The organism is Tepidicella xavieri, from assembly GCF_004363315.1.
In the GTDB taxonomy this organism is placed as follows: domain Bacteria; phylum Pseudomonadota; class Gammaproteobacteria; order Burkholderiales; family Burkholderiaceae_C; genus Tepidicella; species Tepidicella xavieri.
On sequence record NZ_SNYL01000022.1, the window covers coordinates 1 to 15,259 of the forward strand.

Annotated in this window: 13 protein-coding genes, 1 pseudogene and 1 riboswitch; of the genes and pseudogenes, 11 read left to right on the plus strand and 3 right to left on the minus strand. The window is 65.8% G+C overall.

Annotation, left to right across the window (positions count from 1 at the left end):
* The 6 genes and pseudogenes from DFR43_RS12915 to DFR43_RS12940 all read left to right on the plus strand — a co-directional run.
* A partial coding sequence (locus tag DFR43_RS12915; protein WP_164499755.1) for a transposase occupies positions 1-445 on the plus strand: 445 nt, incomplete at its 5' end.
* 56 nt (positions 446-501) lie between these two features.
* A riboswitch (SAM-I-IV-variant riboswitch) is annotated at positions 502-607 on the plus strand.
* Positions 608-633: 26 nt separating this feature from the next.
* Entirely contained in the window at positions 634-1,062 is a 429-nt protein-coding gene (locus tag DFR43_RS12920) for a DUF3293 domain-containing protein (protein WP_133599362.1), read from the plus strand.
* A 101-nt stretch (positions 1,063-1,163) separates the two neighbouring features.
* Positions 1,164-1,448 carry a hypothetical protein gene (locus DFR43_RS12925; protein ID WP_133599364.1) on the plus strand — a complete coding sequence of 95 codons (285 nt, stop codon included), beginning with the start codon at positions 1,164-1,166 and terminating at the stop codon, positions 1,446-1,448.
* Positions 1,449-1,527: 79 nt separating this feature from the next.
* Positions 1,528-1,896 (plus strand): hypothetical protein, encoded by a 369-nt coding sequence (locus DFR43_RS12930; RefSeq protein ID WP_133599366.1) that lies wholly within the window; start codon positions 1,528-1,530, stop codon positions 1,894-1,896.
* Positions 1,897-1,916: 20 nt separating this feature from the next.
* Positions 1,917-2,861: a hypothetical protein gene (locus tag DFR43_RS12935; protein ID WP_133599368.1), complete on the plus strand. Its 945-nt coding sequence runs from the start codon at positions 1,917-1,919 to the stop codon at positions 2,859-2,861.
* 52 nt (positions 2,862-2,913) lie between these two features.
* Positions 2,914-3,129 (plus strand): annotated as a pseudogene (locus DFR43_RS12940) (transposase); the annotation flags it as partial.
* A 44-nt stretch (positions 3,130-3,173) separates the two neighbouring features.
* Here DFR43_RS12940 and DFR43_RS12945 read toward each other — a convergent pair.
* Positions 3,174-6,806 (minus strand): indolepyruvate ferredoxin oxidoreductase family protein, encoded by a 3,633-nt coding sequence (locus DFR43_RS12945; RefSeq protein WP_133599370.1) that lies wholly within the window; start codon positions 6,804-6,806, stop codon positions 3,174-3,176.
* A 210-nt stretch (positions 6,807-7,016) separates the two neighbouring features.
* Between DFR43_RS12945 and DFR43_RS12950 the strand changes: the two genes are divergently transcribed.
* The gene (locus DFR43_RS12950; protein ID WP_133599372.1) at positions 7,017-7,493 is read left to right on the plus strand and encodes an Lrp/AsnC family transcriptional regulator; all 477 of its coding nucleotides are present in this window, start codon (positions 7,017-7,019) and stop codon (positions 7,491-7,493) included.
* A gap of 88 nt (positions 7,494-7,581) precedes the next feature.
* Positions 7,582-10,554, plus strand: a complete 2,973-nt coding sequence (locus tag DFR43_RS12955; protein WP_133599374.1) for a bifunctional diguanylate cyclase/phosphodiesterase — start codon at positions 7,582-7,584, stop codon at positions 10,552-10,554.
* Here the strand turns inward: DFR43_RS12955 and DFR43_RS12960 are convergent.
* Both DFR43_RS12960 and DFR43_RS12965 read right to left on the minus strand, forming a co-directional pair.
* Positions 10,542-11,231: a dienelactone hydrolase family protein gene (locus DFR43_RS12960; protein ID WP_133599376.1), complete on the minus strand. Its 690-nt coding sequence runs from the start codon at positions 11,229-11,231 to the stop codon at positions 10,542-10,544. The genes DFR43_RS12955 and DFR43_RS12960 overlap by 13 nt on opposite strands.
* Before the next feature lie 44 nt (positions 11,232-11,275).
* Positions 11,276-11,716: a universal stress protein gene (locus tag DFR43_RS12965; RefSeq protein ID WP_133599378.1), complete on the minus strand. Its 441-nt coding sequence runs from the start codon at positions 11,714-11,716 to the stop codon at positions 11,276-11,278.
* Between the two features lie 72 nt (positions 11,717-11,788).
* Between DFR43_RS12965 and DFR43_RS12970 the strand changes: the two genes are divergently transcribed.
* From DFR43_RS12970 to DFR43_RS12980, 3 genes are read left to right on the plus strand one after another with little or no spacing between them, the layout of a single operon-like run.
* On the plus strand, positions 11,789-13,423 hold the full coding sequence (locus DFR43_RS12970) for an MFS transporter (RefSeq protein WP_133599380.1): 1,635 nt from the start codon (positions 11,789-11,791) through the stop codon (positions 13,421-13,423).
* Positions 13,410-13,928 carry a low molecular weight protein-tyrosine-phosphatase gene (locus DFR43_RS12975; RefSeq protein ID WP_133599382.1) on the plus strand — a complete coding sequence of 173 codons (519 nt, stop codon included), beginning with the start codon at positions 13,410-13,412 and terminating at the stop codon, positions 13,926-13,928. The genes DFR43_RS12970 and DFR43_RS12975 overlap by 14 nt, the downstream gene beginning before the upstream one ends.
* The gene (locus DFR43_RS12980; protein WP_133599384.1) at positions 13,925-15,085 is read left to right on the plus strand and encodes a CaiB/BaiF CoA transferase family protein; all 1,161 of its coding nucleotides are present in this window, start codon (positions 13,925-13,927) and stop codon (positions 15,083-15,085) included. Before DFR43_RS12975 ends, DFR43_RS12980 begins: the two co-directional genes overlap by 4 nt.
* The last annotated feature ends 174 nt before the right edge of the window (positions 15,086-15,259 follow it).

Below are 15,259 nucleotides of genomic sequence, written 5' to 3' on the forward strand. Positions count from 1 at the left end.
GGCGATGGACCAGGTGCGCCGCGCGGAGATGGCCACCGACGCGCAGGCGGTGCGAGCCGCGCTGGGCGCTGGCGGCCGCAAGACGCTCAGGCAGCGGCTGAAGATGGCGCTGCGCGAGGTGTACGCACGGGCCACAGCGCACAACAGCATCGAACAGGCCGCATCCGACCTCAGGGCCTGGCTGAGCTGGGCGCGGCGCTGTCGGCTCGAGCCGTTCAAGAAGCTGGCCGCCACGCTCAAGGAGCGGTTCGACGCGGTGGTGCGCGGCATGGTCGATCACCGCAGCAACGCCTTCGTCGAGGCGATGAACGGGCTGCTGCAGCAGGCCAAGCGCGCCGCGCGCGGCTTCAGGACGAGCCAGAACTTCATCGCCATCGCCTACCTGCGCATGTCCAAGCTCAAGCACCTGCCGGCCAGCCCGTTCGCGCCGGCGATGCCCCAGTGACGGTGTTGCTTTCCACACGAAACGACATGGAGCCTCTAAAAGGTGTGCTAACATAAACTCAACATTTTGAGTTGGGTCGACGCCCACGCCAACCTGCCTACCCGGGCAAGGTGGATCGCGAAAGCGAATGTGGCTCCATCCGGAGCAACCAAGCGGGAAGCGTCGGCCCTCCAGATCGGAGGGCTTTCTTGTTTTCAGATTCCGTTATTGATTCCGTCACCATCCAGGCCTACCTGGAGACTCACTACCGCGTGCATGGCGAGGTGCCCTTCGTTCTGCAAATCGGACAGGTAAGTCCAGACTTGTTGTCTTTGTACGCGCGCCACAATGTGAACTGTGCCGCATTTCTCACGGGCTGCAACCCATTCAGCCGAGCGGTTAGTGAACCTGAAAACCGAGAGCGGCAGACGTCGCTGGGGGCAGAACTGACCCGCCGTAGTCTGACATTCGTCGAGGGCATCGGCCAGCATCCGTCGAACAACTGGCCAGGCGAAGAGAGCTTCCTTGTCCTGGGCTTGGATCTCGAAGCGGCCAAGACGCTGGGTGAGCGATTCGAACAAAACGCGATCGTATGGTGTGGCGCCGATGGTGTGCCACAACTCATCGTCTTGAGGTAACCCATGGTTTGGTCTGACCGCATAACGCATCTAGACCGGGGGAATTTGATCCAGATTGCCGCCCCCGACGCATCGTCAAAGCGGCTAAAGAGGAGTGATTAATGTCCAACGTTCAAGAAGCACATCGACCAACACAAACGGAAATCGAGTGTGTCCTGTCAGCGTCTGACTCCTATATCGAGACGCTCAACATCAAGACCATCGAAGCGCAACCCTGGCTGGTCGAACTGGTCATCATGACGCAGTTGCTGAGCGCAAAGAACCCTGAGGAAAAGCGGGTGAAGTCACGAACCTGTATTGAGCGCACCCGCCTGGTCGAAATTCAAGGTGCCATCGGTAGATTCCTGCAGTCCTCAAGCTCATCGGATGAGCCACGGCATTCGTAATCTGTAAAACCATGACCGCCATAGTCGCCATGCTTGCCGCTGAACACCCTCAGATGCAACAACTGGCGTGGGTCAATGTATGAGTTTGATCGAGCAAATTCGGGAACTGCTTCAGTCTGCCGCGAGGGATCGCCTTTCGGGGGGACAGTTCGGTGAAGTGGTGGCTGTGGACAATGGGCAGCAGATTACTTACCAGTTTCCGTTGGCCACTGGTATGGCGTGGCAGGCGAAAAAATCTTCATATTTGCGTCGGTTTGGCGAGCTACCGACTTGGGTGCAGTTGCTCCATCCAATGCATCGAATCAGTCTTTGCAACATATCGCTCGGCGTCGGTCTGCCGCCGCCTCAAGCGATAGAGGAAGAAGCAATAGCGCCGTACCTTGCAAAACCTCAGAGCGCCGAGGTAAGCCGGCAAGTGCCGGATACGCGGCACCGAGCTCCCTTTTGAGGCATTGATCTGCGACAGCCATGAGCAATTCAGACGACGACTACCCAGAGATTGGCAAGCGCCGACGCGGCATGGTGCTTGTTTGCCACGGAGACGATCGGCCGGATCAATTCGCAGATTGGCTTCAGCCACTTGTGGTCGAATTTGAAAGACTCTCATCGCTTGCGTCTGAGTTCGGCATCGAATTGACCCCTGAAGACGGGGCGTCGCCGATTGTCAGCGTCATCGATTTTTGTGAGCGACTCGGTATCGAATTCAGCTCCACCTTTTGGGAAGGGTTCCTGATAAGTGGTGTTTACCACTTAGGGTGGATCAAGGTAGGTACTGTGCGCTCCGCCTCGGCGCACGGCAGAAAACTCATCCGAAAGCTTGAAAAGCAAGCTGATCGCGCTATCCGGCAAGCGGTCATTCGTGACATTCAACGCATCAAGGATCTAGACGAATTCATCGAGAGAACTGCTGATGATCGAGTGGGTCTGCGGGAAAAGATCGCCGCCTTAACCGAGACTGTGCACGCCACGAAGCTCGCTTTAGATGCCGCGAATGAAAAGCTCAGCAAAGCTGCCGAGAGTGACACGCAGGAAATCGACCGCGCCTGCATACGAATGGCATCTGCCTTGTTGTCAGGAGAAGCCTGCCGCGTTGTCGCCGGACCGCTGGTGCTGTGGGACGACGGTGTCGTGTATGCGATCTGCTCTTGGGGCGGAAGTCCGATCCCCGAAGGATCGTCCCCCGCAGTCCTACTCGAAGCAGTTCAACAGTCTGGGAGGCGCGTGGTTCGGGTGCGAGATGCAACAGTAATTGGTGGGTTCCTCAATCCGGTCTATCGCAAAGGCCCTGCATCTATAAAGGGGTGGTCGAGGGTCTGGTCGCATCGTGAGAAGCGGCCACGCAACTTTACTGTCGAGCCACCAGAATATGCCGAGCAGGTACGCAAGATTCACGATGCGCTGGCATCTGGCTAGGGAAGGTCTGCAAAACCTTCCTGCCAGACTGCCGGGATGGGACAATAGCGACATGAAGCAGATGAGTCTTCAGGCGCCGATGTATACGGGCTTTGAGCTGCGCACCAAGCGCACCCGCAAGCGTGCGTTTTTGGAACAGATGGACCGTGTGGTGCCGTGGGCAGAGTTGGTCGCACTCATCGAGCCGTATGCGCCGAAGGCGGGTCCCAAGGGTGGGCGTCCTGCCTTTGCGGTAGAGAAGCTGCTGAGGATTCATTTTTTGCAGCAAAATTTATAGTGTAAAACGGATCGGGCGCCCATCCTGACCGGGGGTCAGGCCACCTGGCGCTGCCCGTCGGTGGCGCGCTCGCCGGGCTGGCGCCAACGCGCCAACAGGGCCTGCCAGCGCTCACGCGCGGCACGCAGGTTGCGTTCCTTGACGTGACCAAAGCCTTTGATGAGCTCTGGCACCTGGGCGATCTCCAGCGCCAAGGCATGGCGCTCGGCATCGAGCCGGCCGATCACCTCTTCGATCAGGTCCATGTATTCGCCGATCAGGGCGCGCTCGGTGCGCCGCTCCTCGGTGTAGCCAAACACATCGAGCGCGGTCCCCCGCAAGCCTTTGAGCTTGGCCAGCAGGCCGAAGGCTTTGAGCATCCACGGCCCATAGGTTTGCTTGACCAGTTGGCCCTTGTCGTTCTTTTTGGCCAGCAGCGGCGGCGCCAAGTGGAAGCGCAGGGTGTAGTCGCCCTCGAACTGCTCGGCCAGTTTCTGACGGAAGCTGCCATCGGTGTAGAGGCGAGCGACTTCGTACTCGTCCTTGTAAGCCATGAGGCGGAACAGCTGCCGCGCCACGGTCTCGGCCAGCGCGGACTTGCCCGCGCCGAGTGCCGCGGCTTCAGCCTGCTGGACGCGGCGCACGAACGCCTCGTACCGCTGCGCGTAGGCGGCGTTCTGATAGTCGGTCAGGAAGGCGACGCGACGGCGCACCAGGCTGTCGAGGGTGTCGCGCGGCTTGAACTCGATGACCTGGGCCGGCGCCAGCAATGCCTTGACCTTGGCCCAGTCATGGGCGGCCTGCCGCCCCCACTCGAAAGCGGCCTTGTTCTGCTCCACCGCCACCCCGTTGAGCTCGATGGCCCGCATCAGCGATTCGTGCCGCAGCGGAATCCAGCCACGCTGCCAGGCGTAGCCCAGCACCATGGGGTTGATGAAAATGCTGTCGCCCATCAGGCGGGTGGCCATGGCGTCGGCATCGAAGGCGCCCACGCCCTCGATCCCCACGGCCTGGGTGATGGCGGCCACGCATTGCTCCGCCGGGTTTTGCCAGCCGGCATTTTTGACGAAGGCCGCCGTGGGCGTGGCATGGGTGTTGAGCGCCACATGGGTGCGTCCCTGCAACATCCGCAGGGTGGTTTCCTTGCCCGCGGCCACGATCGGGTCACAGCCGATGACCAGGTCGGCCCCGGCCATGCTGACGCGGGTGGTCAGAATGTCTTCCTGGCGATCGGCGATCAGCACATGGCTCCAGGTGGCGCCGCCCTTTTGCGCCAGACCGGCGGCGTCTTGCGTGACGATGCCTTTGCCCTCCAGATGGGCCGCCACCCCCAGCAGTTGACCGATGGTGATGACCCCGGTGCCCCCAACCCCGGCCACCACGATGCCCCAGGCCTGCGCGGCGCTGGGCAGCACCGGATCGGGCAGCGCCCCCAGGCTGGCCGGCGTGGGCGCCGCCGCCCCTTTGGCCTTTTTCTTCAATTGCCCGCCCTCGACGGTGACGAAGCTGGGGCAAAAGCCACGGGTGCAGGAAAAGTCCTTGTTGCAGGTGCTTTGGTTGATGGCGCGCTTGCGGCCGAATTCGGTTTCCAGCGGTTCCACGCTCAGGCAGTTGCTCTGCACGCCGCAGTCGCCGCAACCTTCGCACACCGCTTCGTTGATGACCACACGCTTGGCCGGATCGGCCATGGTGCCGCGCTTGCGGCGGCGGCGTTTTTCGGTGGCGCAGGTCTGATCGTAGATGATGACGGTGGTGCCCGGGATCTCGCGGAATTCGCGCTGGATGCGGTCGAGCGCATCGCGGTGCTCCACGGCAATGCCTTCGGGCAGGGTCAACGTGGCGCCACCGATGGTGGTGTGGTGGGCGCCGCGGTATTTCTCGGGCTCGTCAGTGACGATGGTGATCTTGCGCACCCCTTCGGCCCGCAGGCTGTGTGCCATTTGCAGCACGCTGTGGCCTTCCGGCCGCTCACCCACGGGCTGGCCACCGGTCATGGCCACGGCATCGTTGTACAGCAGCTTGTAGGTGATGTTGACGCCGGCCGCAATGCTTTGCCGGATCGCCAGCAGGCCGCTGTGGAAGTAGGTGCCGTCCCCCAGGTTGGCGAAGATGTGCTGCTCGTGGCTGAAGGGCTGCTGCCCCACCCAGGGCACGCCCTCGCCTCCCATCTGCGTGAACCCGTAGGTGCCGCGGTCCATCCAGATCGTCATGAAGTGGCAACCGATGCCGGCCATGGCACGCGAGCCCTCAGGCACCTGGGTGCTGGTGTTGTGCGGGCAGCCGCTGCAAAACCACGGCAACCGGTCGGCCTGCGGCGTCTGGGCCTGCAGCACCTGCAAGGAGCGCTCTTTGGCTTCCAGAATGGCCAGTTGGGCATCGACGCGGGCAGCGATGTCGCTGCCTTCGGGCAGAAGGCCGCGCTTTTTCAGCCGTTTGGCCAATGCCCGCGCGATGATGGCCGGCGTCAGGTCGGCGTTGGCGCGCAGCAGTTGGTGGGCGCTCGGATTGGGCACCGACCATTCGCCGCCGGAGTGGTCGCCTTCGATTTCGTCGAACTTACCCAGCACGTCCGGCCGCACGTCGGGGCGCCAGTTGTACAACTCCTCTTTGAGTTGGTATTCGATGACCTGGCGCTTTTCCTCCACCACCAGGATTTCGCGCAGCCCCGTGGCAAAGGCGCGGGTGATCTGCGCCTCCAGCGGCCAGACCACCGCCACCTTGTGCACGCGAATGCCCAGCTGCCGGCAGGCGGCCTCATCCAGCCCCAGGTCGTGCAGGGCCTGCCGCAGATCGTTGTAAGCCTTGCCGCTGGCGATGATGCCGTAGCGGTCGTGGGGCCCCTCGATGACGTTGTGGTTGAGCCGGTTGGCCCGCACATAGGCCAGCGCCGCGTACCACTTGTAATCCATGAGCCGGGCTTCCTGCTCCAGCGCCGAGTCGGGCCAGCGGATGTGCACGCCGCCCGGCGGCATGTCGAATTCGGGCAGCACGATCTGCACCCGGTGCGGATCGATGTCCACCGTGGCGCTGGATTCGACAACCTCCTGGATCGTCTTCATGCCAGCCCACACGCCCGCAAAGCGGCTCATCGCCCAAGCGTGCAGGCCCAGGTCCAGGATCTCTTGCACGCTGGCCGGGAAGAACACCGGCAACCCGCAGGCCTTGAAAATGTGGTCGCTCTGGTGCGCGGCGGTGGAGCTCTTGGCCACGTGGTCGTCACCGGCCACCGCGATCACGCCGCCCCACGGCGTGGTGCCCGCCATGTTGGCGTGCTTGAACACATCGGAGCAGCGGTCCACGCCCGGCCCCTTGCCGTACCAGATGCCAAACACGCCATCGAACTTGTTGCTGCCCGCGGGCGCAAAGCCCAGCATCTGCGTGCCCCACAGCGCCGTGGCGGCCAGCTCTTCATTGACGCCGGGCTGGAACACGATGTTTTGGGCCTGCAAATGCTTGCGGGCGCTCCACAGGGCCTGGTCATAGCCCCCCAACGGGGATCCACGGTAGCCGCTGACGAAACCGGCCGTGTTCTTGCCCTGCAACGCATCGCGCTGGCGTTGCAGCATGGGCAGCTTCACCAGGGCCTGCACCCCGCTCATGAAAGCCCGTCCGTGTTCGAGGGCGTATTTGTCATCCAGCGTGACGGTTTCCAGGGCGCGGCGGATGTGCTCGGGCAAGGGCGCATTCATGGTTGTCTCCTGCGATGTGACGGCCGGTGGGCCAGTGCTGTGACGGAACCCGCGGGTGGCGGGGCCAGGATCCGCAAGCCAGGATCGCTGGCGCGCGGACACGTGTATGGAAAGTACCGCAAAGTGTATGCCCTCTGGGCTGGAATGTCTTTGCTTTTCGCGCCCGGGACAACCCCCATACAGAAAGAATCTTTCATAATTGACCCTATCATGGAAACGCTTGACAAGTTCGACCTGGCCATCCTGCAACATCTGCAGGCCGATGGCCGCCTGACCAACGCCGAACTGGCCCAACGCGTGGGTCTGTCGCCCGCGCCATGCTGGCGCCGGGTGCGTGCGCTGGAGCAGGCGGGCTACATCACGGGCTACCGGGCGGTGCTGGACCGGCGCAAGGTCGGCCTGGGGGTGCTGGCTTTCGTGCGCCTGGATGCCGAGCGCAACACCGGCGACGCCACCCGCGCGTTGGAGGAGGCCATCCGCCAATTGCCGGAGGTGATTTCCTGCCACTACATCAGCGGGGCAGGGACTTTCGAGCTGGAAGTGGTGGCGCCAGACCTCGACAGCTTCTCGCGGCTGGCCTTGCAGCGGCTGATCAACCTGCCCAACGTGAAAGACTTGCACACCAGCTTCTCGCTGGGCGAGGTCAAGACGGCAGGCGCGCTGCCCCTGGGCCATCTGTCGGGCTGATGCCACCTTCGGGGGAACCCGCAGGGAGAGGCGGCCGATCGATGCTACAGTCCGCAAGTTTCGATCCGCCCTCGCCCGTCCGCCCACGATGCCCCATCTGCTGCCCAACCTGCTGACCGCGCTGGCTTATGCCATCGGCGGCTGGTTGTCACTGCAAGCGGCCATCCCGCCGGATTACATCTCGGTCCTGTTCATCGCCGCCGGCATCGCGGTGGGAGCGGTGCTGGTGCACGGCAATCGGGTGCTGCCCGGGGTGTGGCTGGGCGCCATGGCGGTGCAAGGGCTGGCCCATCAGCAGGCGGGCCTGTCGTGGGGCTGGGTGGTGTGGATCGCACCCCTGGGCGCGGCGCTGCAGGCGTGGGTGACGGCCGCATGGATACGGCGCCGCATCGGCTATCCCTCGGCGCTGGACCAGCCATTGCAGGTGGTGATGCTGATGTTCGTCTGCCTGCCCCTGGGCTCGATGGTGAACCCCACCCTGTCGGTGCCCACGCTGACCTTCGACGGCGTGATTCCCTGGCGAGAACTGCCCGGCGCCTGGTTCACCTGGTGGCTGGGCGACGCCCTGGGCGCCGTGCTGTTCACGCCGCTGCTGCTGGTGTGCTGCGGCCAGCCGGCCGAAGCGTGGCGCCCGCACCTGCTCACGGTGGCGCTGCCGATGGTGCTGGCCATGGGCCTGATTGGCGTGATGTTTCAGCAGATCAACAGCAGCCATCAGCGCGCCCTCCATGAGCAGTTCGACAAAACGGGATCGGACCTGGCGCAACGCCTGCAACGCCGCTTCGACGCCCAAACCGACAGCGTCGAAGCCATCGCCAAACTGATGGAGCTGGCGCCGCGCATGAGCCAGGCGGACTTCGAATCCGCCACGCAGCCCTGGCTGCGCCGCTACCCCGGCACCCAAAACTTCGGCTGGAGCCCGCTGGTGCCCCATGCCCAGCGACAGGCATTCGAGCAAGGCGTGGCCGACTCCGGCATGCCCGGTTTCGTGATCCTGGGGCGGGATCAGGAAGGCCGCACCACCCCCGCGCCGGTGGCGCCGCACTATCTGCCCATCACCTGGGTGTCTCCGCTGGAGACCAACCGCCCCGTCCTGGGCCTGGATGTGAGCATGCTGCCGGCCACGGCGGCTGCGGTGGCGGCCACGGTGCAAAGCCGGCGGGCGGAAGTGACCGAAGGCATCCGGCTGGTGCAGGAAACGGGCGAGCAGCGTGGCGTGGTGATGTACCTGGCCGTGTTCGGGCAACCGCATGCCGATGACCCCAGCCACCTGGGCCCCCGCCAGCTCAAAGGCGTGGTGTCGTCGGTGTTCAGGCTCGATGACGCGCTGCAGGCGGTGCTGGGCCCCATCGATCCACAGCAGATGCAGCTGTGCCTGTTCGACCCCGCCGCGCCGCCGGACAACCAACGCCTGGCCGGCCCTGCGGGCTGCGAGCAGGCACCGCTGACCAGCGTCCAGGAGCAACGCTGGATCAAAAGCTGGCCGCTGCGCATCGGCCAGCGTGAATGGACGCTGCGCCTGCAGGCCGGCCCGGCATTCTGGGGGCTGGCCGGGCAGAACAGCGCCTGGGCCACTTCCATCACGGGGCTGGTGGCCGTGGCCATTCTGGGCGCCTTTTTGCTCGTCATCACCGGCGTGGGCCGGCGCACCGCCAAGCTGGTGGAGGAGCGCACCCAGGAACTGGCCCACAGCAACGCCACCTTGGCCCAAATGGCCCACTACGACGCCCTCACCGGCCTGCCCAATCGCGCATTCTGGACGGAACGGGCCGAAGCCACGCTGGCGGCCTCGCGCGAGGCCGGCAAGCAAGTGGGCGTGGTTTTCCTCGACGTGGACCGCTTCAAGCACATCAACGACAGCCTGGGCCACACCCAGGGCGACCAGCTGCTCGTGACGATCAGCGCCCGAATCCACGAGTGTCTGCGCTCGCGCGACGTGCTGGCCCGCATCGGTGGCGACGAGTTCGTGGTGCTGCTGCCTGCGCTGCGCGACCAGGAGGGGGCGGCCACCGTGGCCCGCAAGATCTCGCGCGTGCTGTCCATGCCAGTGATGCTGGAAGGGATGCAGGTCAAGGTCACGGCCAGCCTGGGCGTGGCCATGTTCCCGGCGCATGGGGAGACGGTGGAGGAGCTGCTGCGCCATGCCGACACCGCCATGTACGCCGCCAAGGCGGCCGGACGCAACCAGTGGCGATTTTTCACCGCCGACATGCACCAGCGCGTTTCCCAACGGCTTGCCCTGGAAACCGGGCTGCGCATGGCCCTGGAACCCGGCGCGCAAGAGCTTGCGCTCGTCTATCAACCCCAGATCGACACGGCCACGGGCCGCGTCATGGGCCTCGAAGCCCTGCTGCGCTGGAACCACCCCACGCTCGGGCCGGTGCCGCCGTCCACCTTCATCCCCATCGCGGAAGACAGTGGCGTCATCGAGCTGCTGGGCCCATGGGTGCTCAGAGAAGTCTGTCGGCAGATCGACGCCTGGCTCGAAGGCCCGGATGCCGAGCACTTCGCCGGCCTGACCGTGGCCGTCAACGTGTCGGCCGCGGAATTCGCCCGTCCCCAATTCCTCGACCACCTGCAGGCGGCCGTGCAGGCCCTGCGCGCCAGCCCCCGGACGCTGGAGCTGGAAATCACCGAAAGCCTGCTGGTGCAGGCCGCTGGCGACATCATCGAGCGCATGCACACGATCACGGAAATGGGCATGGGCCTGTCGCTCGACGACTTCGGCACCGGCTATTCGAGCCTCGGCTACCTCAAGCGCCTGCCGCTGAGCAAGCTCAAGATCGATCGCTCTTTCCTGCTGGGCATCCCCGGCAACCCGGAAAACGAGGCGATCGTGCGCGCCACCCTGTCGATGGCGCACGACCTGGGCCTGATGGTGGTGGCCGAGGGGGTGGAGACCGCCGGGCAACGCGATTTCCTGCAGGCACACGGCTGCAACGCCTGCCAGGGATGGCTCTATGCCCGGGCGATGCCCGCCCATGAGCTGGCGGCCTGGCTGCGCCAGCAGCATGAGGCCATGCCGGGTCGAAGCCCCCGCGCCGCGCCTCAGCCCACGTGACGGGCCAGGAACGCCAGCGTGCGCTCCCGCGCCAGTTGCGCAGACGGGGCGTGGAAAGAGGCGCGCTGGTCGCAATTGAAGCCGTGGTGGGCCGGATAGGTGTGCACCTCGACGCCCGGCTGGCGTGCGCGGAAAGCCGCGACCGTGTCCATCGGAATCCACTGATCCTGCTCGGCGAAGTGGGCCAGCACCGGACAGCGGGGTGAGCGCTCGGCCTCGGCGGGGGTCGTCATGCCGCCGCCGTAGTAAGGCACGGCCGCGGCCAGCCCGCTGAGCAGGCACGCGCTGCGCCAGGTCAACAAGCCGCCCCAGCAATAGCCCACGATGCCGACCTTGCCCCCCGAGGCGCGGCCCGCATGGTCGATGGCGGCCTGGATGTCGGCCATCACCCCAGGGGGTGGCAGCGTTTCGACCTCGGTCTTGAGGGCAAAACCGGCCTGCATGTCGGCCTCGGTGTAGCCCAGCTCCACGCCCCGGCGCACGCGGGCAAAGGTGGACGGGGCCACGGCCAGATAACCGGCAGCGGCATAGCCATCGGTCACGGCGCGGATGTGGGCGTTGACGCCGAAGATCTCCTGCAGCACCACCACGGCGCCACGCGCCGGCCCTTCCGGACGGGCCACGTAAGCGGGACAGACGACACCGTCGGCGGCAGTCAGTTCGATCCATTCAGCCATGAGAACACCTCCTGTCGTTGATGGGGTTGCTTGATGGGGCCTGCTCACTCGTCCAGCGGCTCGGGCTTGACGAAGGTCACAGGCACGGGGGATTTTTCCAGCATCTTCTGCGACACCGAACCCAGCAGGGCGCGGCCGACCAGTCCCTTGCCATGGCTGCCCATGATCACGCCGTCGCAGCCCTCGGCCTCCAGCACTTCCAGCAGCATGGGCACCGGATCGCCCGTGACCACGCGCTGCATGAAGGGCACTCCACCGGCGCGGGCCAGTTCGGCCGCCGGGGCCAGCATGTCCATGCCGGCTTCCTCGGCCACTTTTTGCAGGGCTTGCTCATCGTGCAGGGTGACCAGTTCATACACGGTGGCCGGCTCTTGCACATTGACCAGCACGAGCTCGGTCTCCAGGCCGGCTCGGGCCATGCCGACCGCGTGCGCCACGGCCTCGAAGGACAGTTCGGAACCGTCCACCGGAATCAGCCATTTCATGGTTGTCGCTCCTCGGGGTGATGCCATGCGCACATCATAGACGCCCTGGCGGCTGCAAAGGCCACAGCGGATATGGACAATGCAGCCATGTCCGAACCGTCTCCTGTGCCACGCCGCCCGCCGCTGGGGCTGGCGGCCCTGGCCCCTTTCGAGCACGCGGTGTTCCGCCTGCTGTGGCTGACCTGGCTGATGGCCAACGTCAGCATGTGGATGAACGACGTGGCCGCCGCCTGGCTCATGACCACGCTGGCCCCCTCGCCCGTGTGGGTGGCGCTGGTGCAGACCGCCGCCACCCTGCCGGTGTTTCTGCTCGGTCTGCCCAGCGGCGCGCTGGCCGATACGCTGGACCGGCGGCGCTATTTCCTGGGCACACAGCTGTGGATCGCGGCCGTGGCGTTGACCATCTGTGGGGTGCTGCTGCTCGATGCGATGACGCCAGCCCTGCTGCTGGCACTGGTGTTTGCCAATGGCATCGGGCTGGCCATGCGCTGGCCAGTGTTTGCCGCCATCGTGCCCGAGTTGGTGCCGCGCCAGCAGCTGCCGCAGGCCCTGGCGCTCAACGGGGTATCGATGAATGCGTCGCGCATCATCGGCCCGCTGCTGGCCGGCGCCATCATCGCGGCCCTGGGCAGCGCCTGGGTGTTTTTGCTCAACGCGGCGCTGGCCTGTGCGTCGGCGGTGATCATCTGGCGCTGGAGGCGCGAGCATACCCCCAGCCCGCTGGGCCGTGAGCCCTTTTTCAGCGCCTTGCGCGTGGGCTGGCAATACGTGGCCCAGTCACCCCGGCTGCGGGTGGTGTATCTGCACATCGCCCTGTTCTTCTTCCATTCCACCGCGCTGATGGCGCTGCTGCCGTTGCTGGCGCTGCGCATGGAAGGCGGCAATGCCGCCACCTTCACCGTGCTGCTGGCCACCATGGGCAGCGGCGCCATCGTCTCGGCCATGCTGCTGCCCCGGCTGCGGCAGCAGTTCTCGCGCGACAGGGTGGTGTGGTGGGGGTCGGCCCTGCAGTCTCTGGCCATGGCCATCGTGGCCTTCGTGCCGAGCCTGGTGGCGGCCGTACCGGCAATGTTTCTGGCCGGCATGGCCTGGATCGCCACCGCCAACTCGCTGAGCGTGTCGGCGCAGATGAGCCTGCCCGACTGGGTGCGGGCACGCGGCATGGCGATGTACCAGATGGCCCTCATGGGAGGGGCCGCCGCGGGCGCGGCATTCTGGGGCCATGTGGCCGGCTGGACCGACGTGCATTGGAGCGTGGGGCTGGCGGCCCTGTCTGGCATTGGCGCCGTCACGCTGGCGCAGCGCTTGGTGCGCGAACGCGGCTTGATCGAGGACCTAACGCCGGCCAAGGCCTGGTCGCCCCCTTCGGCCGACACCGAGCCGCCCCCGGGGCGGGTGGTGGTTTGCATCGATTACCGCATCGACCCCGCACGCGCCGATGATTTCCGGGCGCTGATGCAGGAAAGCCGCCGCAGCCGCCTGCGCATGGGGGCGCTGGACTGGGAGCTGTGGCAAGACATCGCCGAGCCGGGGCATTTCGTCGAGCGCATCACCGACGAGAACTGGACCGAGCACCGGCGCCGCTTCGACCGCGTCACCGCCAGCGACGTGGCCCTGCGCGAACGCAAGCTGGCTTTCCATGTGGGCGAGGAGCCTCCGGTCGTCACCCGCTATGTCATCGCACAATCCCCGCATGCCAAACCCTGAAGCCGAACTCCACATCGTTTTCTTCTGCATGGGTAACATCTGCCGCAGCCCCACGGCCCATGGTGTGTTCCGCCAGCGCCTGCATGCGGCCGGGCTGCAGTCGCGGGTGTGGGTGGATTCGGCCGGCACCCACAACTATCACCCGGGCAAGCCCCCCGACCCACGCACGCAGCACCATGCCTTGGCACGCGGCTACGATCTGTCGGACCTGCGCGCGCGGCAGCTGGTGGCCGCCGACTTCGAGCGCGCCGATCTGCTGCTCGGCATGGATTGGGACAACCTGGCCCTGGCCGAAGCCATGGCCCCCGCGTCGCACCATCGCAAAATCCGCCGGCTCACCGAGTTCTGCCTGCGCCACGACGCCACCGTCGTGCCCGACCCTTACTACGGCGGCAGCGAGGGCTTCGAGCATGTGCTCGACCTGGTCGAAGACGCCTGCGATGGCCTGCTGCGCCATGTGCAACACCGCCTGCAACACCGCGGCCGATCCAGAGGTACACCATGACCCCACAAGCCCTGCAAGGCGTTCGCGTGCTCGAACTCGGCCAACTCATCGCCGGCCCCTTTGCCGCCAAGACCCTGGGCGATTTCGGCGCTGACGTCATCAAGATCGAACCGCCCGACGGCGACCCGCTGCGCACCTGGCGGCTGCTGAGAAACGGTACCTCCGTCTGGTGGGAGGTGCAATCGCGTAACAAGCGCTCGGTCTGTCTGGACCTGCGCACCCCCGAGGGGCAAGACGTGGTGCGCCGGCTGGCCGCCGAAGCCGATGTGTTGATCGAAAACTTCAAACCCGGCACCATGGAAGGCTGGGGCCTGGGCTGGGAAACCCTGCACGCCCTGAACCCGCGGCTCATCATGCTGCGCCTGTCCGGCTACGGCCAGACCGGCCCTTACGCGCACAAGCCCGGCTTCGGCATCCTGGGCGAGGCCATGGGCGGCCTACGGCACCTCACGGGCGAGCCCGGCCGGGTGCCGGTGCGCACTGGCGTGTCCATCGGCGACTCGATCGCCGCCCTGCACGGCGTCATCGGCGTGCTGCTGGCGCTCTACCACCGCGACGCCCGGGGCGGTCAGGGCCAGATGATCGACGTGGCGCTGTACGAGAGCGTGTTCAACCTGATGGAGAGCCTGGTGCCCGAGTACGACGCCTTTGGCGTGGTGCGAGAACGCGCCGGCAGCGCCCTGCCCGGCATCGCCCCTTCCAACGCCTACCGCTGTGCCGACGGCGGCTACGTGCTCATCGGTGGCAACGGCGACAGCATCTTCAAGCGGCTCATGCACGCCATCGGACGACCGGACCTGGCCGACGACCCCACGCTGGCCCGCAACGACGGGCGCGCGCGGCGCAGCACCGAGCTCGACGCCGCCATCGAGGCGTGGACCCTGCAGCGCCCTATCGAAGAGGTGATCCGCGTGCTGGATGCGGCCCAGGTGCCGGTGGGCAAGATCTACACCGCTGCCGACATCGCCCACGATCCACAGTACCAGGCCCGAGACATGGTGCTGACCGTGAACGACAGCCACGGCCTGCCCCTGAAGGTGCCAGGCATCGTGCCCAAGCTCAGCGCCACCCCGGGTCAACTGCGCCATCCGGCGCCGCGCCTGGGCGAGCATACCCGTGAAGCAGAGGATGCCAGCACATGGCCTGAGCGCCGCTGAGCTCTCACCCGTGGCAAAGCGGCTGCCCCAGTTCCATCGGCTCGGGCTATCGCGCTCATTGCGAAAATCGACCCACGAAACGCACGGGCCTGACTACACTGAATGCATCGCCGGTCTGTGCCTGACCGCTGACAGCGGCCCCGGGCGCAGCGCCATCCCCGAGCCCACGGCTCG

Excerpts from the sequence above, each read along its gene's own strand:
- DFR43_RS12925 (WP_133599364.1), top strand. The coding sequence starts at position 1,164 with ATGTCCAACGTTCAAGAAGCACATCGACCAACACAAACGGAAATCGAG.
- DFR43_RS12930 (WP_133599366.1), top strand. The coding sequence starts at position 1,528 with ATGAGTTTGATCGAGCAAATTCGGGAACTGCTTCAGTCTGCCGCGAGG.
- DFR43_RS12935 (WP_133599368.1), top strand. The coding sequence starts at position 1,917 with ATGAGCAATTCAGACGACGACTACCCAGAGATTGGCAAGCGCCGACGC.
- DFR43_RS12945 (WP_133599370.1), bottom strand. The coding sequence starts at position 6,806 with ATGAATGCGCCCTTGCCCGAGCACATCCGCCGCGCCCTGGAAACCGTC.
- DFR43_RS12950 (WP_133599372.1), top strand. The coding sequence starts at position 7,017 with ATGGAAACGCTTGACAAGTTCGACCTGGCCATCCTGCAACATCTGCAG.
- DFR43_RS12955 (WP_133599374.1), top strand. The coding sequence starts at position 7,582 with ATGCCCCATCTGCTGCCCAACCTGCTGACCGCGCTGGCTTATGCCATC.
- DFR43_RS12960 (WP_133599376.1), bottom strand. The coding sequence starts at position 11,231 with ATGGCTGAATGGATCGAACTGACTGCCGCCGACGGTGTCGTCTGTCCC.
- DFR43_RS12965 (WP_133599378.1), bottom strand. The coding sequence starts at position 11,716 with ATGAAATGGCTGATTCCGGTGGACGGTTCCGAACTGTCCTTCGAGGCC.
- DFR43_RS12970 (WP_133599380.1), top strand. The coding sequence starts at position 11,789 with ATGGACAATGCAGCCATGTCCGAACCGTCTCCTGTGCCACGCCGCCCG.
- DFR43_RS12975 (WP_133599382.1), top strand. The coding sequence starts at position 13,410 with ATGCCAAACCCTGAAGCCGAACTCCACATCGTTTTCTTCTGCATGGGT.
- DFR43_RS12980 (WP_133599384.1), top strand. The coding sequence starts at position 13,925 with ATGACCCCACAAGCCCTGCAAGGCGTTCGCGTGCTCGAACTCGGCCAA.